Source organism: Variovorax sp. 05T418, from assembly GCF_056396385.1.
This window is the reverse complement of record NZ_JBFTLJ010000005.1, coordinates 254,543-276,119: the sequence shown is the minus strand read 5'-3', so window position 1 is coordinate 276,119 and position 21,577 is coordinate 254,543. Positions and strand designations below refer to the sequence as shown.

Below are 21,577 nucleotides of genomic sequence, written 5' to 3'. Positions count from 1 at the left end.
AACCACATGCCCACCATCAAGATATTTCCGCATCCCGAGTACTGCCCGCAGGGTGCAGAAATCACGGCGCCGGCCGGCACCTCGATCTGTGAGGCGCTGCTCGACAATCACATCAACATCGAGCACGCCTGCGAGATGAGCTGCGCCTGCACCACCTGCCACGTGGTCGTGCGCCAGGGCTTCAATTCGCTGAACGAGGCCGAGGAGGGCGAGGAAGACCTGCTCGACCGCGCCTGGGGCCTGGAGCCACAATCGCGCCTGAGCTGCCAGGCGATCCTGGCGCAGGAAGATGTGACGATCGAGATTCCCAAGTACTCGATCAACCACGCCAAAGAGAACCATTGAAAGAGCCACCGCATGTCGCGCCAGATCGTCCTCGACACTGAAACCACCGGCCTGTCCGCCGAGAACGGCGACCGCATCATCGAGCTCGGCTGCGTGGAGCTGTTCGCCCGCAAGCTCACCGGCAACGACCTGCACATCTACTTCAATCCCGAGCGCGAGAGCCACGAGGACGCGCTCAAGGTACACGGCCTCACGACCGACTTCCTGCGCGACAAGCCGAAGTTCGCCACGCTGGCCAACGACATCGTCGAGTACCTGCGCGGCGCGGAGCTGATCATCCACAACGCGGCCTTCGACGTCGGCTTCCTCAACAAGGAACTCGAGCTGGCCGGCCTGCCGCCGCTGCGCAGCTTCGTCGGCGAGGTGACCGACACGCTGGCCATGGCCAAGCAGGTCTACCCGGGCAAGCGCAATTCGCTCGACGCGCTGTGCGACCGCTTCGGCGTCGACCGCTCGAACCGCACCTTTCACGGCGCCAAGCTCGACGCGCAGCTGCTGGCCGACGTGTACATCAATCTCACGCGCGGCCAGGACGCCCTGCTGATCGACGTGGCCTCGAACGAGCCGGCGCAGGGCACCACGGTGGTGGCCATCGACCTGAGCCAGTTCGACCTGCCGGTGATCATGGCCGCCGAGCAGGAGGTTGCGGCGCACGAAGCCGTGTTGTCGCAGCTCGACAAATCCAGCAACGGGCGCACGCTGTTTCGGCAAAACAGCTGAAATCCTGTGGCATAATCGAAGGCTTCGCGCAACGCGATTAATTCCAAGGCACTGCAGCAGCGGCGCCAAGGGGTTGAAAGGGCGGTTAGCTCAGGGGTAGAGCACAGCATTCACACTGCTGGGGTCGGAGGTTCGAAGCCTCCACCGCCCACCAATTTTCTGAATAAAGCGACTTGGATTGTCCAAGTCGCTTTTTTTGCGTCTACCTACTTCATGCCGAACAGGTCATTGCAGGTATCGCAGGCGAAGTACAGCCGCTGTTCCCCGCACTGAACCGCGCCCGTGGCGCCCGCGCGAATCTGCCAGTCGCATGATTTGCCGCGCTGCTTCAGCGTACCTTCGACAAAGCAGGGCGCCTGCTCATAGTTGTCGTGCAGTGTCTTGTAGTCAACCTGTTTGGCCCGCGAGAAGAACTCGCGCGCCTTGGCGTGGTTTTGCGGCACATCCGTCGGGCGGCAGGTGGCGGGTTGGTCGGATCGGAAGTCGGCGACAAAGACGTCCGTGAACCCTGTGCTGCCGGTTGCACACGCTGCAACGAGCAACGCCGCGGCTGCCGTGGCGGTGATCCGAGACTTCATTTCCATATCGCCGAGCTCGCTTCGCCCGGATTTTTGTATGAAACCGTCGGGTGTCTGTAGACATCGGCGGGCTTCAGGTTGAACTGGGCATACAGCTCGTCGATGAGCCATTGCAGCGACGTGTTCTGCGCAGCCGTCACCGCTTCATAGGTCTTCTCGTCGATGTGCAGTCCCACGAGCTCGATGCCGATGGCCTCGCTGTTGACGGGGTACCGGTCCGGATACGACTTGGCGCGTTCATGCGCATCCAGTGCGTTGATCTGCTGAATCCACGACATTGCCAGCATCTTGGCCATGGCTGCCGTGTCGCACGTGTTCCTGTTGACGGTCAGGCACTTCGACTTGATCAATTTGCCGACGTGATAGCAGCGCGAGTACAGGCTGGCCGTTTGATAGATCTGGCCATTCTTGTCGATGAGGAAATGGGCGCCATTGCCACCATCTCCGTAGCTGTTGAGACTGGACTCGGCGGTCGATGAGTCTGTTTGATGGACGACGATGGCCAGCACCTTGGGCAGGGCGCCGTGTTCGATGCCGGATGAACGTCTGGCGATCACTCTGGGATCGATGAGCATCCCGTTCGCGTCGATGGTCGACATATCTCTCTCCCTGTGGAACGACGCGTCAAAGTACATCACATCTGTCTTCGATCCGGAAGCGTACCGTTTCGTCGTACATCGCTGGTCAAGCCCTCGTTGGGGTGGCCTGGTTCAAGAAACTGTCGGCTCGCGCTGACGCCGATTGCCGCCCTGTGCTGGCTGAAGGTGCGCTGCAGCAGCTTAGAAAAAGGCAAAGGAGAGTTCCGCCATGGCCACCCATCCCGACCTTCCGCCCCCCATCACGCCGGACCTGCCCGTGGAGCCCGACGAAGGGCCGAGCACACCGCCCGACGAGCCGACCGATCCCGAGCCGCCCCCCACCACGTCCTGAAGAAATCCGCCCGCGAGCCGAGATAAGCTCGCACGATGGATGAACTCGATTGCGCCGTCATCGGCGCTGGTGTGGTGGGACTGGCAGTGGCGCGCGCCTTGGCGCTCGCGGGCCGGGAGGTGGTGGTGCTGGAAGCCGAAGGTGCCATTGGCACCGGCACCAGTTCGCGCAACAGCGAGGTGATTCATGCGGGCATCTACTACCCGCAGGGCTCGCTCAAGGCCAGGCTTTGCGTCGAGGGCAAGGAGACGCTCTACGCCTACGCAGCAGAGCGCGGCGTGCCCCACAGGCGCTGCGGCAAGCTGATCGTCGCGACTTCGGCCGAGCAGGTGGCCCAGCTGGAAGTCATCCGTGCCAAGGCGGCCGCCAACGGTGTCGGCGACCTCGTGCTGCTGACTGCGCAGCAGGCCATGGCCATGGAGCCGCAGCTCCACTGCGTGGCGGCATTGCATTCGCCGAGCACCGGCATCGTCGACAGCCATGCCTTGATGCTGAGCCTGCTCGGCGACCTGGAGAACGCGGGCGGCATGCTGGCGCTGAAATCGCCCATCGCCCGTGCGGAATGCGGCCGGGACGCTATCGTCCTGGTGGCGGAAGACGGAACCGCGCTGCGCTGCAATACCGTGGTCAACGCGGCCGGCCTGCTCGCGCCCGAGCTGGCCCGCCGCTTCGAAGGCCTGCCGCCGGCGGCCGTGCCCACCGCCTACTTTGCCAAGGGCAGCTATTTCACGCTGTCGGGCCGCGCGCCCTTCAGCCGCCTCGTCTATCCGGTGCCCGAACCCGGCGGCCTCGGCGTGCACCTGACGATCGACCTGGGCGGGCAAGCCAAGTTCGGCCCCGACGTGCAATGGGTGCAATCGGCCGACGATCTGGTGGTGGACCCGGCGCGCGGCAATGGCTTCTATGCCGAGGTGCGCAAGTACTGGCCTGCCTTGCCCGACGGGGCGCTGATTCCGGGCTACGCGGGCATGCGGCCCAAGATCTCGGGCCCGGACGAGCCGGCGCGCGACTTCATGATCGACGGACCCGAATCGCACGGCGTGCGCGGGCTGGTCAATCTCTTCGGCATCGAGTCGCCCGGGCTCACGAGCAGCCTGGCCATCGGGCGGCACGTCGAGCGCATGCTCGCGGCGGGCTGACCGCGGACGCAATGCCGGGCCCATCGCGTGCAGAAGTCTGCATAACTGCCGTGCATGAGGGGCTTTTGTGCCTGTAACATGACACCACGCCATTTGCTGGCGTGAAGCCGCCGGCGCGGTGCCGGTGTCATCACGGAGGAAAGTTTCCAATGAGTGCATCCAACAATATCGAAGCGGCAGCCGAAGACATCGCGAGCGACGTGCGCGGCGTGCTGGCCAGCAAGGACCTGGATTCGGTTCCCCACATCAAGGCGCTGCGCCAGCGCATCGACACCAAGCTCGCCATTGCGCGCGAACTTGCCGCGGAAAAGAGCAAGCTGGCCGCCAAGAAGGCCCGCGAAGCGGCCAACTCTGCCAACGCCTACGCCCACGACGAACCGTGGCAGATCGCCGGCGCCGCGCTGGCTGTCGGCGTGCTGGTGGGCCTGCTGCTTGGCCGCCGCTGACCTGAACGCAAGCCGCCGCCGCGCCGTTCCTCGCCGAGCCGGAGTCGGCGCATGAGATTGCTGTCCCTGTTCGGGCTCGATGCCCGTTTGCGGCGGCTGCGGATCGCTGCGGCCGAAGGTGCGCTGGCGGCCGAAGACCGCGTGCAGCTCCTGCGCATGGCGTGGGAGGACGAGAAGCAGCGCCTCAAGCTGATGCTGGTGCTGGTGGTGGCGGTGCTCGGCCTGACCACGGTGGCGGTGGCCTTGCTGTCGATGGCGGTGGTGGTGCATTTCTGGGAAACGCCGCACCGCATCGCGGCGGCGTGGTCGGTGGCCGGCGTGTGGGTCCTGCTCTGGCTGGGCGCGGCGCTGGGGCTGTTCCTGACCCTTCGCAATGCCTCCAACAGCTTCATGCCGGCACGCCGCGAATTCGAACGCGACTGGGCCTGGGTGCAGGACAGCTTCGGCCTCGGCAAGGATCCCGACCAGGATGAAGAAGCGCCACGCCCCCGGCGGCCCGCCACGCGCGAGGAACTGCTCGCCCGCATGGATCGCCAGCGCGAACGCATTGCCACCATGCAGGGCGCAGGCCCGGTGCGGCCCGCCGGCGCAACGGCTGCTTCCTCCGAGGCACCGCCGGCCGACGAATCGGCGGCAGCGGCGGCATTGCGCATTGCGCGGGAGCACCCCGTGGCCACCGGCGTCGCCGCTGCGGTGGCCGTGGTGGTGATCCGTCCCAAGCGACTGCTGCGCTGGGCTGCGTTCATTGCGCCAGTGCTCTGGCGCATGCGCTGAGAAAGAGAAAAGCGCGGAGGCTCAGGCGGCGCTGCGGCCTTGCAGCAATGCCTGCGCCGCTTCGCGCACCAGCGCCGGGCCGCGGTAGATGAGGCCGGTGTAGATCTGCACCACGTCCGCGCCCGCGGCAATCTTGGCCCTGGCATCGGCCGCGCTCAGGATGCCTCCCACCCCGATGATCGGAAAAGCCGGCCCCAGCGCCGCGCGCAGTTGCGAGACCACGCGGTTGCTCGCCTCGCGCACGGGGGCGCCCGAGAGCCCGCCTGCTTCGTTGGCATGCGGCAGGCCGGCAACCGCATCGCGCGCCAGCGTGGTGTTGGTGGCGATCACGCCGTCCATGCCGTGGCGCTGCAACGTGGCGGCGATCACGGCGACCTGGCCCTCGTCCAGGTCGGGAGCGATCTTCACGAACAGCGGCACGCGCCGATGGCTGCGCTCGGCCAGCGCATGGCGGCGCTCGGCGATGGCGCCCAGCAGGGCGTCGAGTGCCTCGTCGCTCTGCAGCGTCCGCAGGTTGGCGGTGTTGGGACTCGAGATGTTGATGGTCACGTAGTCGGCATGCGGGTACACGCCGTCCAGGCAGGCCAGGTAGTCGTCCACCGCCTTTTCAATGGGCGTGGCGGCGTTCTTTCCGATGTTGAGCCCGAGCAGCATCGGCTTCCTGCTGCCGCCGCTCCTGCGGAAGCGCGCCTTCTGCACGTTGGCAAGAAAGGCATCGAGCCCTTCATTGTTGAATCCGAGCCGGTTGATGAGCGCGTCGCGCTGGGGCAGGCGGAACATGCGCGGCTTGGGATTGCCCGGCTGCGCCTTGGGCGTGACCGTGCCGACTTCGACAAAGCCGAAGCCCATGGCGGCAAAGGCGTCGATGCAGCGGGCGTTCTTGTCGAGGCCAGCGGCCAGGCCCACGCGGTTGGGAAATTCCAGCCCCGCCAGCGTGACCGGATCATCGACGCGCGGCGCGGCGTAGGCGCAGGCCAGCGGCGTGTTCTGCGTGCGGGCCAGCCCGTCGAGCGTGAGTTCGTGGGCATGCTCCGGGTCGAAGCCGAACAGAAAGGGCCGGGCCAGGCCGTAGAGCGAAGAGGGGAGCAGGGGCATCGGATAATTCTCGACTTCAATGAGCCAAGGATTCTCCGCGATGACTGCACCCGTTTCCCCTTCTTCTGCTGCCGGCGCCGCGAACGGCGCGGGCGCCATCACCCAGGACGAACTCAAGGCCCAGGTCGGCCGCGCCGCGCTGGCCTACGTGGCCACGGGTGAAATCGTCGGCGTGGGCACGGGCTCCACGGTGAACAAGTTCATCGACGCGCTGGCCACCATCAAGGACCAGATCAAGGGCGCGGTGTCCAGCTCGGTGGCCTCGACCGAGCGCCTGCGCGCCCTGGGCATCCCGGTGTTCGACAGCAACGAGGTCGACGAACTCGGCGTCTACATCGACGGCGCCGACGAGATCGACCCCCGCGGTTTCATGGTGAAGGGCGGCGGCGCGGCGCTCACGCGCGAAAAGATCGTGGCGGCGCAGTCGCGGCGCTTCGTCTGCATTGCCGATGCGTCCAAGCTGGTCGACACGCTCGGCGCCTTTCCGCTGCCGGTGGAGGTGATTCCGATGGCGGCGCGCCGCGTGATGCGGCAGTTCGAGGCCATGGGCGGCATCGCACAGGTGCGCGAGAAGGACGGATTGCCGCTCGTGACCGACAACGGCCAGCATATCGTCGACGTGACGGGGCTGCGGATCAGCGATCCGCTCGCCTTCGAATCCGAGGTGAGCCAGTGGCCCGGCGTGGTCACGGTCGGCGTGTTTGCCCATCAGAAGGCCGACGTGTGCCTGCTGGGCACGCCCGCGGGCGTGCGAACGATGCAGTTCGACTGAGGACCAACGGCCGCCAGCCCTGGCCGGCGGCCGGCCGGGTCAGAACTTGATGCCGGCGGGGTTGCTCGGGCTCGGACCGCTCGGTGCGGGCGCGGCCGGCGCCGGTTGGGCAACGGGCGCGGGCTCGCGTGCAGCGGGCGCCGGCTGCGCCGCCACCAGCGGCCGGGCCGGCGGATTGCGGTAGCCGGCAGGCAGGCTGTTGCTCTTCGGATAGCCCGCGGCGTCGAGGTATTGCGACCATTCGGCGTCCGAGTAGCCCTTGAGTTGCTGTGAGCCGATCGTCAGCAGCGGCAGCGAGGACTGGTTGCTCAGGCGCTGCAGCGCCTCGACGTCCTGGTTGCTCTTGACGGTGCGTTCCTCGAAGGGGATGCCGCGCGTGACGAGCAGCGAACGGGCCGTGCCGCAGGGCGCGCATTCCTCGCTGCTGTAGAGCGTCACGGGGTAGCGCTGCGCCACCTGCCGCAGCTCGTAGGGCAGCCCGGCATTGGCGGGAGCCGTGATGCCGGCCTGCGGCGCCGCGGCCGGTTCCGTGCTCGCGGTGGGCGCACGGTCCGAGAAGGTGACCTTGCCGTTCTTGTCGACGTTGCGGTAGATCGGCTGGGCCATCGCGCCTGCGGCGACGAGCAGCAGGGCGGCGCCGGACAGGCGATGCAAGGAGGATTTCTTGTGGGTCGGATGCATCGCCCGAGTATCGCAAGCTTCAGGCCCGCATCAAGCGGGCTGGGTCTGCGCCATGCCCTGGTGTCGCAGCAGCGCATCAAGCTGGGGCTCGCGGCCGCGGAAGGCCTTGAACGAATCCATGGCGCTGCGGCTCCCGCCGGCTTCGAGGATGGCCTGGCGGTACCTGCGGCCGGTCTCGATGTTCGGCTGGCCGTCGGCGCCCACGGTTTCCTCGAAGGCGGCATAGGCGTCGGCGCTCAGCACCTCGGCCCACTTGTAGCTGTAGTAGCCGGCCGCGTAGCCGCCCGAGAAGATGTGGCTGAAGGTGTTTGGCGTGCGGCTGAAAGGGGGCGAAGGCATCACGGCCACCTCGGCGCGCACCTTGCCCAGCAGCGCGAGCACGCCGCCCGGCTGCGCGGCGGCGGCCTCGTATTCGGTGTGCAGCAGCATGTCGAACAGCGAGAACTCGATCTGGCGCAGCGTCTGCAGGCCGCTCTGGAAGTTCTTGGCGGCGGTCATCTTGTCGAACAGCGCGCGCGGCAGCGGCTCGCCGGTGTCGACGTGGGCCGTCATGTGCCTGAGCACGTCCCATTCCCAGCAGAAGTTTTCCATGAACTGGCTCGGCAGCTCGACCGCATCCCATTCGACGCCGCTGATGCCCGACACGTCGCGCTCGTTCACCTGCGTGAGCATGTGGTGCAGGCCGTGGCCGAATTCGTGGAACAGGGTGGTCACGTCGTCGTGCGTGAGCAGCGGTGGCTTGCCGTCGACGCCGCTCGCGAAGTTGCACACGAGTTGCGCCACGGGTGTTTGCAGCACGCCGTCGTCCGGTCGCAGCCAGCGCGCGCGCACGTCGTCCATCCAGGCGCCACCGCGCTTGGCGGCACGGGCCGAGGGGTCGAGGTAGAACTGGCCGACCTTCTGCCCGGCCCGCTCGATGCGGTAGACCTCGACGCTCGGGTGCCAGGTGGGCGCGCTGTCGCGGCGGATCGAAACCTCGAACAGCGTCTCGACGATCTTGAACAGGCCGGCCATCACCTTGGGCGCCGGGAAGTACTGCTTGACCTCCTGCTCGCTGAAGGCGTAGCGCGCCTCTTTGAGTTTTTCACCGATGTAGCTCCAGTCCCAGGCCTGCGGATCGGCGATGCCCAACTGCTCCGCGGCAAAGGCGCGCAGGTCGGCCAGGTCGCGTTCGCCGTAGGGCTTGGCCTTGGCCGCGAGATCGCGCAGGAACTTGATCACCTGCTCGGGCGACTCGGCCATCTTGGGCACGACCGAGAGCTCGCCGAAATTCCGGTAGCCGAGCAGCTTTGCTTCTTCTTCGCGCAGCGCGAGGATCTCGTTGATCAAGGCCGTGTTGTCGAAGGCCGGATCGCCGAGCTCGCTGGCGCGGGTGACGTAGGCGCGGTAGAGCGTTTCGCGCAGCGCGCTGCTTCTGGCGAACTGCATCACGGGCAGGTAGCAGGGCATCTTGAGCGTGAGCTTGTAGCCCTGCTTGCCTTCGGCTTCGGCTGCTGCGCGAGCCGCGCTCACCACGTCTTCGGGCACGCCCTCGAGTTCGCCCAGCGCCGCGTAGTACGAGAAGGCGTCGGTGGCATCGAGCGCGTTCTCGCTGAACTTCTGGCTCAGCTCGGCCTGGCGCTCTTGGATGTCGGCAAAGCGCTTTTTCGCCTCGCCCTGCAGTTCCGCACCGCCCAGCACGAAGTTGCGCACGGCATTCTTGTGCGCCTGGCGCTGCTCGGGGTTGAGGGTGGCCACGTCGATGGCCTTGTACTTGGCATAGAGGCGCTCGTCGGAACCCAGCCGCGTCCAGAAGGCGGTCACGCGCGGCATGGCCTCGTTGTAGGCGGCGCGCAGCTCCGGCGTGTCGGCCACGGCGTTGAGATGGCCGACGGCGCCCCAGGCGCGGCTGAAGCGCTCGGAGGCCACGTCGAGCACCTTGGAGATCGCATTCCAGTCGGCGGGGAAGTCGGCCGCCGTCACGGCCTGCAGCGCCGCCTCGGCTTCGGCCAGCAGGATGTCGACCGCGGGCGCAACGTGTTCGGGCTTGATGCGGTCGAACAGCGGGAGATCGGTGAAGTCGAGGAGGGGGTTGTTCGTCATGGCCATGTGGATCACTTGGCGGCGCGTTCGGCCGCTTCAAGGGTGTTGACCAGAAGCATGGCGCGCGTCATGGGGCCGACGCCGCCGGGCACGGGGGTGATCCAGCCGGCCACTTCCTTGACGCCGTCGAAGTCGACGTCGCCCGCGAGCTTGCCGTCTTCCTTGCGGTTCATGCCCACGTCGATCACGACCGCGCCGGGCTTCACCATGCCGGCCGTCAGGATGTTGCGCTTGCCCACCGCGGCAACGATCACGTCGGCCTGGCGCGTGAAGGCGGTCAGGTCTTGAGTGGCGCTGTGGCAGATGGTCACGGTCGCACTCTTGGCGAGCAGCATCATGGCCATCGGCTTGCCGACGATGTTGCTGCGGCCGATGACCACCGCGTGCTTGCCGCGCAGGTCGTAGCCGATGGAACCGAGCATCTTCATGCAGCCGTAGGGCGTGCAAGGCCAGAAGCCCGGCGCACCGGTCATGAGCGCGCCGGCGCTGGCCACGTGGAAGCCGTCCACGTCCTTGGCGGGCGAGATCGTCTCGATGACCTTCTGGCTGTCCATGTGCCTGGGCAGCGGCAGCTGGACCAGGATGCCGTGCACCTTGGGATCGTCGTTGAGGGCGCGGATGCGGTCGAGCAGCGCGGCCTCGCTCATGTCGGCAGGATAGGTTTCGAGCGTGGCCGCAAGGCCGGTTTCGGTGCTGTCGTTGACCTTGTGCTTCGTGTAGACCTGGCTGGCCGGGTCGCTGCCCACGAGGATGATGGAAAGGGCCGGGTTCACGCCCTTGGCCTTCAGTGCGGCGGTGCGGCCGGCAACCTCGGCGCGAATGGTTTTGGCGAGGGCGTTGCCGTCGATCAGTTGGGCGGTCATCGGTTTCGATTTTCCAAGTAAAAACGCCCGCTTGCGCAGGCGTGGGAGTCATTCATTGCTATCGGTCGGATAGCTTCTAGGCTTTGGCGGCCGGTGCCGCCTGCCCGAGTGCGATCTTGAGCAGATCGGCCACGGTGTTGGCGTTGAGCTTTTCCATGATGTTGGCGCGGTGCGCCTCGACCGTCTTGATGCTGATGCCCAGGTCGTCGGCAATCTGCTTGTTCAGGCGGCCGGCGACGATGCGCTCGAGCACCTGGGCCTCGCGGCCGGTGAGCTTGGACAGCAGCGCATCGCGGCTGGCCGACTGCTGGTGCTGCGTGAAGGCGCCGCGCGCGTGCTCGAGCATGCGCTCGACCAGCGTGACGAGTTCCTCGTCGTTGAACGGCTTCTGGATGAAATCCATCGCGCCCTTCTTCATGCTGTCGACCGCCATCGGCACGTCGCCGTGACCGGTGATCACCACGATGGGCAGCGGGGAGCGCCGTTCGATCAGCCGATCCTGCAGTTCGAGGCCGGTCATGCCGGCCATGCGGATGTCGACGATCAGACAGGCGACTTCGCGCGGGTCGTATCGGGAGAGGAAGGACTCGGCCGAATCGAAGCAGCGAACCCGGTAGTCCTTGCCTTCGAGCAGCCATTGCAGCGAATCTCGCACGGCTTCGTCGTCGTCGACGACATAGACAGTGCCCTTCTTCGGAATCAAACTCATGCAGGTACCTTTGCCTCGTCGCTTGCTACGGAACTGGGAGCGTCCAACACCGGAATCCAGAAGGAAAAACGGCATCCGATCACATCCGGACCATTGTAGATGTTCTCCGCCTGCATCCGGCCGCGGTGGGACTCCACGATGGTGCGGCAGAGGTTCAGCCCGATGCCCATGCCCTCCGGCTTGGTGGAGAAGAAGGCCTCGTACAGGCGGTCCATCACCTCGGGGGCCAGGCCCTTGCCGGTGTCCTGCACCGAGAACTCGATGGCGTTGTGGCCCTCGATCACCTTGGGCAGCACGCGCAGCTCGACGCTGCGGCGGGCGAGCGGCCGCTCGGCAATGTCGATGGACTCGGCCGCGTTCTTCAGCAGGTTGACCATCACCTGCTCGATCAGGATCGGGTCCACCTGCACCACCGGCAGCCGCGCGGCCACGTAGTGGTTGAGCCGCACGTTGCGCCGCCGCAGCTCGATGCCCGCGAGCTCGACCGCCTCGCTGACCATGGTCGACACGTCGGCGGCGGTGCGGTTGGGCTCGCTGCGCTTCACGAACGAGCGGATGCGCTGGATGATCTGCCCCGCGCGCTGCGCCTGCTTGGAGGTTTTCTCCAGTGCCGCGAGCAGCGCCTCGGTGTCGATGGCCTGCCCCTTGATGCGCGACATCATGCCGTTGCAGTAGTTGGTGATGGCCGTCAGCGGCTGGTTGAGCTCGTGCGCCACGCTGGAGGCCATCTCGCCCATCGTGATCAGGCGGCTCGCGGCCTGTGCGCGGTCGGCCTGCGCGGCGGCCTGCTCCTCGGCGTCGCGCCGCGGCGTGATGTCGGTGGCGATCACCAGCTGGGCCAGCCGGCCGTCGACCCAGGTGAGGTAGCGCGAGCGCACTTCGAGCCACTTGCCCAGGTGCGGCACGAAGATCTCGTTGTTGGCAGCCTGGGCGGCGGTCAGGGTGTCGATCGGCAGGCCGGCGTAGGGGTCGACGTCGTCCAGGCCCTCGTCGTGCGCATTGGAGGTGGGCACGCCGGCCTGCGCCACCATGCCCAGGTGGCCCACGGTGTCGGAGCCGAACCAGAGCCGGTACAGCTTGTTTGCGAACAGCAGTTCCTCGCTGCCGATGGGCGCAACCGACACGGCGGCGTCGAGCGCCTCCAGCACCGTGGTGAAGCGCTCGTAGGAAGCCGACAGCTGCTCGCGGATGCGCGTGGGCTCGGTGATGTCGGTCATCGACGTCATCCAGCCGGTCTGGTGGCCGCGCGCGTCGATCAGCGGCGACACATAGAGCCGGGCGTTGAACACGCTGCCGTTCTTGCGCTTCACGCGCACCTGGAAGCCGCCGGGCAGGGCGCGCCCGTGCAGTTCTTCCTCGAGCCGCTCGTTCATCACTTCGCGGTCCGACTCCAGCCAATAGGGGAAGGGCGGCGACTGGCCCACCAGCTCGGCTTCGCTCCAGCCCGTCATCGCGCAGAAGGCGGCGTTCACGTAGGTGATGCGGCCCTGCAGGTCGAGCACGCGCATGCCGGTGAGCATGGAGTTTTCCATCGCGCGGCGGAAGTTGGTCTCGGCAACCAGCCGCTGCTGGGCCTGCTGGCGCCGCCGGGTGTGGCGCCAGGTGCCGATCAGCATCCAGCTGGTCAGCACGCTGAGCGCGCAGACCAGCCAGAACAGTCCGTTGCCGACCACCCCCTGCGAGGTCCGGTAGGCCTGGGCGCGCAAGACCAGTGCGTTGCCGACGGGCGACACCGGCACTTCGTACTCATTGGTTCTTTCGGGCCAGGGGAGGAGCCGCGTGCCGCCTTCCTTCAGGTTGGCCGTATTGCCCGCGAGCACGTTGCCCTTGGCATCGAGCAGCGAGACCGCGTAGCGCGCCTGCACTTCCGAGGGCATGCCGTAGCGCAGCAGGCCGTCGACCGAAAACTCGCCCAGCACCACGCCCGCGAACAGGCCCTGGTCGAAGAGCGGAATGTGCAGCTGCAGCATCGCCGCAGGATCGCTGCCCGCCACCGGCTGGGAGAAAACCGGCTGGCGCAGCTCGCGGGCCAGCGCGTAGTTGCTCTCCACGTCGCCCGGGCGCAGCACGTCGCCGATCAGGTGCTGCTGCGCGGGATGCACGCTCGGCGCCGAATAGCCGGCCTTGAAGCGGCGCCGGTCGTCGATCCAGGTGACGGTCTGCAGCTCGGGGAACTGGCTCACGAGCGATTCCGCGCGGCTCGCGAATTCGATCGGGTCGATCTCGCGGTTGGAGGCGTCGCGCGCGATGCGCATCAGCTGTTCCTGGCGCTCGAGCAGGCGCAGGCGCATGCGCTGCTGCGCGTATTCGACGTCGCGCCGCACGGATTCCTGCTCGCGCTCGACTTCCTCGGTGCGCAAATACCAGAACGCCGACACGATGGCCGCCAGGAACAGCAGCACCGCCGCAATCGGCGCCAGCATGGCGACCGCGTCTTGCAGCACCGGCGTTTGCTGGCGCCACCAGCGGCGCCACCACGAGAGCGGAGACGCATTCACGGCGCTGCGGGCAACCGCCAGCGGAGAGGAAAAGGGCATCCTGCGAGTTTAGGTGATGGCCCCTGCGCCAAGGAGAGCAGGGCCGCAGTGCCATTGATTCCGACGCGGACGACTTTGTTTCCAAAATATCACATTAAGAAATCGCCATGCACTATTTGAAATGGAAGCATTTCTATGAGAAACTTCCGCGCGGTGATCGAAGAGCGCACTAAATTACAGCCACAGCCCTAAAGGAGAGACAAGCATGTCGGCAAATCCCGAGAACCTGTTCGGCTCGGCCGCGAACGACGCGGACGCCCAGGAAACCCGTGAATGGATGGATGCACTGTCCTCCGTCATTCAAAGCGAGGGACCTGAACGGGCCCACTTCCTTCTCGAGCAGCTGCTCGAACATGCGCGGCAGCACAGCATCGACAAGCCGTTCTCCGCCAACACGGCCTACGTCAACACCATCGAGCCCGACCAGGAAGAGCGCTGCCCCGGCAACCTCGAGATCGAGGAGCGCCTGCGCGCCTACATGCGCTGGAACGCCATGGCGATGGTGGTCAAGGCCAACCGCCACCACCCGGCCGAAGGCGGCGACCTCGGCGGCCACATCGGCTCCTTCGCCTCGCTGGCGAACATGTTCGGCGCCGGCTTCAACCACTTCTGGCACGCCGAGAGCGAAAACCACGGCGGCGACTGCCTCTACATCCAGGGCCACGTCTCGCCCGGTATCTATGCCCGCGCCTACCTCGAAGGCCGCCTGAGCGAAGAGCAGCTGCTCAATTTCCGCCAGGAAGTCGACGGCAAGGGCCTCTCCAGCTATCCGCATCCCAAGCTGATGCCCGAGTTCTGGCAATTCCCGACCGTCTCGATGGGCCTCGGCCCGCTGATGGCCATCTACCAGGCCCGCTTCCTGAAATACCTGCACGCCCGCGGCATTGCCAACACCGAGAACCGCAAGGTCTGGGTGTTCTGCGGCGACGGCGAAATGGACGAAGTCGAATCGCTGGGCGCCATCGGCCTGGCCGCGCGCGAAGGCCTGGACAACCTGATCTTCGTCATCAACTGCAACCTGCAGCGCCTGGACGGCCCGGTGCGCGGCAACGGCAAGATCATCCAGGAGCTCGAAGGCGAATTCCGCGGTTCGGGCTGGAACGTCATCAAGCTGATCTGGGGCAGCGGCTGGGACCCGCTGCTGGCGCGCGACAAGGAAGGTGCGCTGCGCAAGATCATGATGGAGACCAACGACGGCGACTACCAGGCCTTCAAGGCCAACGACGGCGCCTACGTCCGCAAGCACTTCTTCGGCCGCGATCCGCGCACGCTCGAGATGGTCTCCAAGATGAGCGACGACGACATCTGGCAGCTGCGCCGCGGCGGCCACGACTCGCAGAAGGTCTACGCGGCCTTCGACGCGGCCGTGAAGCACAAGGGCCAGCCCACGGTGCTCCTGATCAAGACGGTCAAGGGCTTCGGCATGGGCAAGATCGGCGAGGGCAAGAACAACGTCCACCAGACCAAGAAGCTCAGCGACGAGGACATCATGGCCTTCCGCGACCGCTTCAACATCCCGATCCCGGACAGCAAGATCGCCGACCTGCCGTTCTACAAGCCGGCCGACGACACGCCGGAAATGAAGTACCTGCACGAGCGCCGCAAGGCCCTGGGCGGCTACCTGCCGCACCGCCGCACCAAGGCCGACGAGAGCTTCACGGTTCCGTCGCTGGACACCTTCAAGTCGGTGATGGAACCCACGGCGGAGGGCCGCGAGATCTCCACCACGCAGGCCTACGTGCGCTTCCTCACGCAGCTCCTGCGCGACAAGGCGCTGGGTCCGCGCGTGGTGCCCATCCTGGTGGACGAGGCGCGCACCTTCGGCATGGAAGGGTTGTTCCGCCAGATCGGCATCTACAACCCCGCTGGCCAGCAGTACACCCCGGTCGACAAGGACCAGGTCATGTACTACAAGGAAGACAAGGCCGGCCAGATCCTGCAGGAAGGCATCAACGAAGCCGGCGGCATGTCGAGCTGGATCGCGGCGGCCACGTCGTACAGCACGAACAACCGCATCATGGTGCCGTTCTACGTGTACTACTCGATGTTCGGGTTCCAGCGCATCGGCGACCTGGCCTGGGCGGCCGGCGACATGCAGGCGCGCGGCTTCCTGCTGGGCGGCACCTCGGGGCGCACCACGCTCAACGGCGAAGGCCTGCAGCACGAAGACGGCCACAGCCACATCCTGGCCAACACCATCCCCAACTGCGTGAGCTACGACCCGACCTTCGCGCACGAAGTGGGCGTGATCCTGCACCATGGCTTGAAGCGCATGGTCGAGAAGCAGGACAACGTCTACTACTACCTCACGCTGCTGAACGAGAACTACCCGATGCCCGGCCTGCAGCCCGGCACCGAGGAGCAGATCATCAAGGGCATGTACCTGTCCAGGCAGGGCCCGGCGCTGAAGGCCAAGTCGCCCACCGTGCAGCTGCTGGGCAGCGGCACGATCCTGCGCGAAAGCTTCGCGGCGCAGGAGCTGCTCGAGAAGGACTGGGGCGTTTCGGCCTCGGTGTGGAGCTGCCCGAGCTTCAACGAGCTGACGCGCGACGGCCAGGACGCCGACCGCTGGAACCTGCTGCACCCGGACCAGGCGCCGCGCGTGCCCTTCGTGGCCGAGCAACTGGCACCCACGATCGGACCGGTGGTGGCATCGACCGACTACATGAAGGCCTACGCCGAGCAGATCCGCCCCTTCATCCCGAAGGGCCGCAACTACAAGGTGCTGGGCACCGACGGCTTCGGCCGCAGCGACTTCCGCAACAAGCTGCGCGAGCACTTCGAAATCAACCGCCACTACATCGTGGTGGCCGCGCTCAAGGCTTTGAGCGAAGATGGCACGGTGCCGGTAGCCAAGGTGGTCGAGGCGATCAAGAAGTACGGCATCAATGTCGACAAGGTCAACCCGCTTTACGCCTGAACATCAATAAGCAACAACCAACGAACGAACGGCGCCTCACGGCGGGAGACGAACAATATGGCAGCAGTGGAAGTCAAGGTGCCGGACATCGGCGATTTCGATGAAGTCGCGGTGATCGAGGTGCTCGTGAAGGTGGGCGACACGGTCAAGGCCGAGCAGTCGCTCATCACCGTGGAATCGGACAAGGCGTCGATGGAGATCCCGTCGTCGACTGCCGGTGTGGTCAAGGAACTGAAGGTCGAGGTCGGCAGCAAGGTGAAGGAGGGCTCGGTGGTGCTCGTGCTGGAGGCCGAAGGTGCGGCCGCCGCTGCGCCGGCGCCTGCAGCGGCCCCGGCTCCTGCGGCGGCCGCCCCGGCACCCGCAGCCGCGGCGCCAGCACCGGCTGCCGCGCCTGCGGCCTCGGGCCCGGTCGAAGTCAAGGTGCCCGACATCGGCGACTTCAAGGACGTTGCGGTCATCGAGCTGCTGGTGAAGCCCGGCGACACGATCGCGGCCGACCAGTCGCTGATCACGGTGGAGTCGGACAAGGCCTCGATGGAGATTCCATCGTCCGCGGCCGGCGTGCTCAAGGAGCTCAAGGTCAAGGTGGGCGACACGGTCAACATCGGCGACCTGATCGCGATATTGGAAGGCGCGTCAGGTGCCGCGGCACCGGCGCCTGCGCAGGCTGCTGCAGCCGCGCCCGCTGCGGCAACCGCCAGTGCACCCGCGCCGGCCGCCGCATCGTCGGCGCCCGCGGCAAGCCCGGCTGCCGCAGCCGCGCCGCACGAGCCGACGGTCGCGCCCACTGGCAACCTGCCGCATGCCTCGCCCTCGGTGCGCAAGTTCGCACGCGAGCTCGGCGTGCCGCTCGAGGAGGTCAAGGGCTCCGGTCCCAAGGGCCGCATCACGCAGGAAGACGTCCAGGGCTTCACCAAGGCCGTGATGAGCGGCCAGGCCAGCACCAAGGCATCGGCCGCCAAGGCGCCGGCTGGCGGCGGCAGCGCGGATGGCGCTGCACTGGGCCTCATTCCCTGGCCCAAGGTCGACTTCACGAAGTTCGGCGCGGTCGAGCGCAAGGACCTGTCGCGCATCAAGAAGCTCAGCGGCGCCAACCTGCACCGCAACTGGGTGATGATTCCGCACGTCACCAACAACGACGAGGCCGACATCACCGAGCTGGAGGCCTTCCGCGTCTCCACCAACAAGGAGAACGAGAAGTCGGGCATCAAGGTCACGATGCTGGCCTTCGTGATCAAGGCGGTGGTGGCGGCGCTGAAGAAATTCCCCGACTTCAACGCCAGCCTCGACGGCGACCAGCTGGTCTACAAGCAGTACTTCCACATCGGCTTTGCGGCCGACACGCCCAACGGGCTCGTGGTGCCGGTGCTCAAGGATGCCGACAAGAAGGGCATCCTGCAGATCAGCCAGGAAATGGGCGAACTCGCCAAGAAGGCGCGCGACGGCAAGCTCGGTTCGGCCGACATGCAGGGCGGCTGCATGTCGATCAGCTCGCTCGGCGGCATCGGCGGCACGCACTTCACGCCCATCATCAACGCCCCCGAAGTGGCCATCCTCGGTCTCTCCAAGGGCCAGATGAAGCCGGTGTGGGACGGCAAGCAGTTCGTGCCGCGCCTGACGCTGCCGCTGTCGCTGTCGTACGACCACCGCGTGATCGATGGTGCCCTGGCTGCGCGCTTCAACGCCTACCTGGGCCAGGTGCTCGCGGACTATCGCCGAATCCTGCTATGACCACGGTAGTGGCCGTCCGCAAAGGCGGCCAGGTCACGATGGCGGCGGATTCGCTGGTGACCTTCGGCGACACGCGGCTCTCGCACCGCGCCGAGGCAAACCAGAAGATCTTCACCGTCGAGGACGCGGCGGGGCAGAGCCTGTTTGCCGTGGCCGGCGCCGCCGCGCACTTCCTGGTGCTGCAGCATGCGCTGGCCGCGCAGCCGCGCGAGGCGCTGCTGTTCGGCAGCAAGCACGAGATCTTCCGCACCTTCACGCTGCTGCATCCGGTGCTGAAGGACGCGTTCTTCATGCAGACCAAGGAAGACGAGCACGAGCCCTACGAGTCGAGCCAGTTCACGATGCTGATGGCCAACCAGAGCGGCATCTACGGCATCTACAGCTACCGCGAGGTGTTCGAGTTCAAGCAGTTCTGGAGCATCGGCTCGGGACGCAGCTTTGCGCTCGGCGCCATGCACGCGGCCTATGACATCAAGTCGCGCACTTCGCGCGACGTGGCGGAGGCGGGCATCGCCGCCGCCTGCGAATTCGATCGCAATTCGGCCCCACCGGTCGACGTTCTCACACTCAAACTGAAAGTGTCCAAATGAGCGAACAACAAATCAAGGTGCCCGACATCGGCGACTTCGACGAAGTCGCGGTGATCGAGGTGCTGGTCAACGTCGGCGACACGGTCAAGGCCGAGCAGTCGCTGATCACGGTCGAATCGGACAAGGCCTCCATGGAGATTCCGTCGTCGGCGGCCGGCGTGGTGAAGGCGCTTGCCGTCAAGGTGGGCGACAAGGTCAAGGAAGGCTCCGTGGTGTTGACGCTCGAGGTGGACGGTGCCGCGGCGCCCGCACCGGCGGCGGCCGCGCCTGCACCCGCCGCGGCGGCTCCCGCACCCAAGGCTGCCGCTCCGGCCGCAGCCCCGGCAGCGGCGCCCGCGGCCTCCAGCTACGGCGGCAAGGTCGATGTCGAATGCGACGTGATCGTGCTCGGCGCCGGCCCCGGCGGCTACTCGGCGGCTTTCCGCGCGGCCGACCTGGGCCTCAAGGTCGTGCTGATCGAGCGCTACGCCACGCTCGGCGGCGTGTGCCTGAACGTCGGCTGCATTCCCTCGAAGGCGCTGCTGCACGTCGCCTCGGTCATGGACGAGGTCAAGCACTTCGCCGACCTCGGCGTGAGCTTTGCCGCGCCCACGGTCGACCGTGCCAAGCTGCTCGGCCACAAGAACAAGGTGGTGGGCAAGCTCACCGGCGGCCTCACGGCCATGGCCAAGATGCGCAAGGTGACGGTGCTGCGCGGCGTCGGCAACTTCATCGATCCGTACCACCTGGAGGTGGAAGAAACCTCGGGCACCAGTTGGGACACCACCGGCAAGAAGCAGACCGTCAAATTCCGCAATGCGATCATCGCGGCCGGTTCGCAGTCCGTGAGCCTGCCGTTCATGCCGAAGGACCCGCGCGTGGTCGATTCCACCGGCGCGCTCGAAATGGGCACCGACCCCAAGCGCATGCTGGTCCTGGGCGGCGGCATCATCGGCCTCGAAATGGGCACGGTGTATTCGACGCTGGGCGCGCGCCTGGACGTGGTCGAGATGCTCGATGGCCTGATGCAGGGTGCCGACCGCGACCTCGTGAAGGTCTGGCAGAAGATGAACGCGCCGCGCTTCGACAACATCATGCTCAAGACCAAGACGGTGGGCGCCGAGGCCACGAAGGAGGGCATCAAGGTCACGTTCGAGGGCGAGCAGGCGCCCAAGGAGCCGCAGGTCTACGACCTGGTGCTGCAGGCGGTGGGCCGCAGCCCGAACGGCAAGAAGATCGGCGCCGAGAAGGCCGGCGTCGCGGTGAGCGACCGCGGCTTCATTCCGGTCGACATCCAGATGCGCACCAACGTCCCGCACATCTTCGCCATTGGCGACATCGTCGGCCAGCCGATGCTGGCGCACAAGGCGGTGCACGAGGCGCATGTGGCGGCCGAGGTGATTGCCGGCGAGCAAAAGGGCGACAAGGAGCTGTCGAGCGCCGCCTTCAACGCCCGCGTGATTCCGAGCGTTGCCTACACCGACCCCGAGGTGGCGTGGGTGGGTCTCACCGAAGACCAGGCCAAGGCCGAAGGCATCAAGATCAAGAAGGGCCATTTCCCGTGGACCGCTTCGGGCCGCGCCATCGCCAACGGCCGCGACGAAGGCTTCACCAAGCTGCTGTTCGACGCCCAGACGCACCGCATCCTGGGGGGCGGCATCGTCGGCACGCATGCCGGCGACATGATCGGGGAGATTGCGCTGGCCATCGAGATGGGCGCCGACGAGATCGACATCGGCAAGACCATCCACCCGCATCCGACGCTGGGCGAGAGCATCGGCATGGCGGCCGAAGTGGCGCACGGGACCTGTACCGACCTGCCGCCGGCCAAGAAGGCGGCCTGACCGGCGAGCTTCGACCGGCCACAAAAAATCCCGCCGCGGCGGGATTTTTTTCGTCCTGATGGAGGACGCGGGATTTGGGAGGGAAGGCTCAGTTGCCGGTGTGGGTTGCCGCAGTTGCCGCGGCCTTGATCTCGTCGTTCTGGGCGCCACCGAGCACGCGGCGTGCGCCGTCGAAGCGGCGGCTCCAGTAGCTGCCGTTCATGTCTTCCACACGGACCTGGGCACCGGTGCGCGGCGAGTGGATGAACTTGCCTTCGCCCACATAGATGCCGACATGGCTGAAGGCGCGGCGCATGGTGTTGAAGAAGACGAGGTCGCCGGGCTTGAGCTGGCTGGGATCGATCTTCTCGGTGGCGGCGGCCTGTTCTTCGGCGCGGCGCGGGAGCACGTGGCCGAGCGTCTGGTTGTACATCGCGCGAACGAAACCGCTGCAGTCGAAGCCGGATTCGGCCGAATTGCCGCCGCGGCGATAGGGAACACCGAGGAAGCCGATGGCGGTCACCACCAAGTCGGAGGTTCGTTCAGCGACGGTTTGGCGGACCTGCCTGAGTTGGCCGATGATGCCCTTGTCGGCCAGCAGCCGGGCCAGTTCGTCATCGGTTCGATCCTGTTGGGGGGCGGCTTGGACTGCGACGGCAAACAGGAGGGACGCGGGTAGGACGAAAAAACGCATGGCGCGTAGGATATTGATGACGCCCGGTTATGTCAATCTCATCCGAATTGGCGAATGTATCCTTAAGTCTTTGATTTGTTTGATTTTTTTCGATTCGATCGAAGAAAAAATGTAACGGCTGATCTTTATGAACCATAAGTGATTGGCCGAAAGCGAACTTTTGTACTCG

20 protein-coding genes and 1 tRNA gene are annotated in these 21,577 nt (G+C 66.3%); 12 read left to right on the top strand and 9 right to left on the bottom strand.

Features of this window, described 5'->3' with window-relative positions:
* Positions 1-6: 6 nt before the first annotated feature.
* The 3 genes from fdx (at position 7) to AC1DMS_RS13385 (ending at position 1,219) form a co-directional block, all read left to right on the top strand.
* Positions 7-345, top strand: a complete 339-nt coding sequence (gene fdx, locus AC1DMS_RS13395) for an ISC system 2Fe-2S type ferredoxin (RefSeq protein ID WP_124957638.1) — start codon at positions 7-9, stop codon at positions 343-345.
* Positions 346-357: 12 nt separating this feature from the next.
* The gene (dnaQ, locus tag AC1DMS_RS13390; RefSeq protein WP_062361671.1) at positions 358-1,065 is read left to right on the top strand and encodes a DNA polymerase III subunit epsilon; all 708 of its coding nucleotides are present in this window, start codon (positions 358-360) and stop codon (positions 1,063-1,065) included.
* A gap of 79 nt (positions 1,066-1,144) precedes the next feature.
* Positions 1,145-1,219, top strand: a tRNA-Val gene (locus AC1DMS_RS13385).
* A 52-nt stretch (positions 1,220-1,271) separates the two neighbouring features.
* Here the strand turns inward: AC1DMS_RS13385 and AC1DMS_RS13380 are convergent.
* Entirely contained in the window at positions 1,272-1,649 is a 378-nt protein-coding gene (locus tag AC1DMS_RS13380; protein ID WP_062361668.1) for a hypothetical protein, read from the bottom strand.
* Positions 1,640-2,242: a peptidoglycan recognition protein family protein gene (locus AC1DMS_RS13375; RefSeq protein WP_478181128.1), complete on the bottom strand. Its 603-nt coding sequence runs from the start codon at positions 2,240-2,242 to the stop codon at positions 1,640-1,642. Before AC1DMS_RS13375 ends, AC1DMS_RS13380 begins: the two co-directional genes overlap by 10 nt.
* 208 nt (positions 2,243-2,450) lie before the next feature.
* Here AC1DMS_RS13375 and AC1DMS_RS13370 point away from each other — a divergent pair, with 208 nt between their 5' ends.
* The 4 genes from AC1DMS_RS13370 to AC1DMS_RS13355 all read left to right on the top strand — a co-directional run bounded on the left by AC1DMS_RS13370 (position 2,451) and on the right by AC1DMS_RS13355 (position 4,932).
* Positions 2,451-2,573 carry a hypothetical protein gene (locus AC1DMS_RS13370; RefSeq protein WP_012747270.1) on the top strand — a complete coding sequence of 41 codons (123 nt, stop codon included), beginning with the start codon at positions 2,451-2,453 and terminating at the stop codon, positions 2,571-2,573.
* Positions 2,574-2,608: 35 nt separating this feature from the next.
* A complete protein-coding gene (locus AC1DMS_RS13365; protein WP_478181127.1) occupies positions 2,609-3,712 on the top strand; it encodes an NAD(P)/FAD-dependent oxidoreductase in 1,104 nt (367 codons plus the stop codon).
* A 149-nt stretch (positions 3,713-3,861) separates the two neighbouring features.
* Positions 3,862-4,158, top strand: a complete 297-nt coding sequence (locus AC1DMS_RS13360) for a glycine zipper domain-containing protein (protein ID WP_012747272.1) — start codon at positions 3,862-3,864, stop codon at positions 4,156-4,158.
* Positions 4,159-4,209: 51 nt separating this feature from the next.
* Positions 4,210-4,932, top strand: a complete 723-nt coding sequence (locus AC1DMS_RS13355) for a phage holin family protein (RefSeq protein WP_436035764.1) — start codon at positions 4,210-4,212, stop codon at positions 4,930-4,932.
* A 21-nt stretch (positions 4,933-4,953) separates the two neighbouring features.
* Here the strand turns inward: AC1DMS_RS13355 and AC1DMS_RS13350 are convergent, their stop codons facing one another.
* A complete protein-coding gene (locus AC1DMS_RS13350; RefSeq protein ID WP_478181126.1) occupies positions 4,954-6,027 on the bottom strand; it encodes a quinone-dependent dihydroorotate dehydrogenase in 1,074 nt (357 codons plus the stop codon).
* Positions 6,028-6,067: 40 nt separating this feature from the next.
* Here AC1DMS_RS13350 and rpiA point away from each other — a divergent pair, with 40 nt between their 5' ends.
* Positions 6,068-6,799 carry a ribose-5-phosphate isomerase RpiA gene (gene rpiA / locus AC1DMS_RS13345; RefSeq protein WP_478181125.1) on the top strand — a complete coding sequence of 244 codons (732 nt, stop codon included), beginning with the start codon at positions 6,068-6,070 and terminating at the stop codon, positions 6,797-6,799.
* A 39-nt stretch (positions 6,800-6,838) separates the two neighbouring features.
* Here rpiA and AC1DMS_RS13340 read toward each other — a convergent pair whose 3' ends face one another.
* The 5 genes from AC1DMS_RS13340 to AC1DMS_RS13320 form a co-directional block, all read right to left on the bottom strand.
* Positions 6,839-7,480 carry a glutaredoxin family protein gene (locus AC1DMS_RS13340; protein ID WP_012747276.1) on the bottom strand — a complete coding sequence of 214 codons (642 nt, stop codon included), beginning with the start codon at positions 7,478-7,480 and terminating at the stop codon, positions 6,839-6,841.
* A gap of 30 nt (positions 7,481-7,510) precedes the next feature.
* Positions 7,511-9,568: a M3 family metallopeptidase gene (locus AC1DMS_RS13335; protein WP_478181124.1), complete on the bottom strand. Its 2,058-nt coding sequence runs from the start codon at positions 9,566-9,568 to the stop codon at positions 7,511-7,513.
* Between the two features lie 5 nt (positions 9,569-9,573).
* Positions 9,574-10,425 carry a bifunctional methylenetetrahydrofolate dehydrogenase/methenyltetrahydrofolate cyclohydrolase FolD gene (gene folD, locus AC1DMS_RS13330; protein WP_478181123.1) on the bottom strand — a complete coding sequence of 284 codons (852 nt, stop codon included), beginning with the start codon at positions 10,423-10,425 and terminating at the stop codon, positions 9,574-9,576.
* 76 nt (positions 10,426-10,501) lie between these two features.
* A complete protein-coding gene (locus tag AC1DMS_RS13325) occupies positions 10,502-11,134 on the bottom strand; it encodes a response regulator transcription factor (protein WP_012747279.1) in 633 nt (210 codons plus the stop codon).
* Positions 11,131-13,671: a PAS domain-containing sensor histidine kinase gene (locus tag AC1DMS_RS13320; protein WP_478181122.1), complete on the bottom strand. Its 2,541-nt coding sequence runs from the start codon at positions 13,669-13,671 to the stop codon at positions 11,131-11,133. The genes AC1DMS_RS13325 and AC1DMS_RS13320 overlap by 4 nt, the downstream gene beginning before the upstream one ends.
* A gap of 205 nt (positions 13,672-13,876) precedes the next feature.
* Here AC1DMS_RS13320 and aceE point away from each other — a divergent pair, with 205 nt between their 5' ends.
* The 4 genes from aceE to lpdA are packed head-to-tail and all read left to right on the top strand — an operon-like array spanning position 13,877 to position 20,735.
* Complete coding sequence (gene aceE / locus AC1DMS_RS13315; protein WP_478181121.1) at positions 13,877-16,591, top strand: pyruvate dehydrogenase (acetyl-transferring), homodimeric type; 2,715 nt, start codon at positions 13,877-13,879, stop codon at positions 16,589-16,591.
* A 57-nt stretch (positions 16,592-16,648) separates the two neighbouring features.
* Entirely contained in the window at positions 16,649-18,322 is a 1,674-nt protein-coding gene (gene aceF, locus AC1DMS_RS13310; RefSeq protein ID WP_478181120.1) for a dihydrolipoyllysine-residue acetyltransferase, read from the top strand.
* The gene (locus tag AC1DMS_RS13305) at positions 18,319-18,912 is read left to right on the top strand and encodes an Ntn hydrolase family protein (protein ID WP_012747283.1); all 594 of its coding nucleotides are present in this window, start codon (positions 18,319-18,321) and stop codon (positions 18,910-18,912) included. Before aceF ends, AC1DMS_RS13305 begins: the two co-directional genes overlap by 4 nt.
* A complete protein-coding gene (lpdA, locus tag AC1DMS_RS13300) occupies positions 18,909-20,735 on the top strand; it encodes a dihydrolipoyl dehydrogenase (RefSeq protein WP_278879445.1) in 1,827 nt (608 codons plus the stop codon). The genes AC1DMS_RS13305 and lpdA overlap by 4 nt, the downstream gene beginning before the upstream one ends.
* A gap of 88 nt (positions 20,736-20,823) precedes the next feature.
* Here the strand turns inward: lpdA and AC1DMS_RS13295 are convergent, their stop codons facing one another.
* Positions 20,824-21,408: a C40 family peptidase gene (locus tag AC1DMS_RS13295; RefSeq protein ID WP_012747285.1), complete on the bottom strand. Its 585-nt coding sequence runs from the start codon at positions 21,406-21,408 to the stop codon at positions 20,824-20,826.
* Positions 21,409-21,577: the final 169 nt, after the last annotated feature.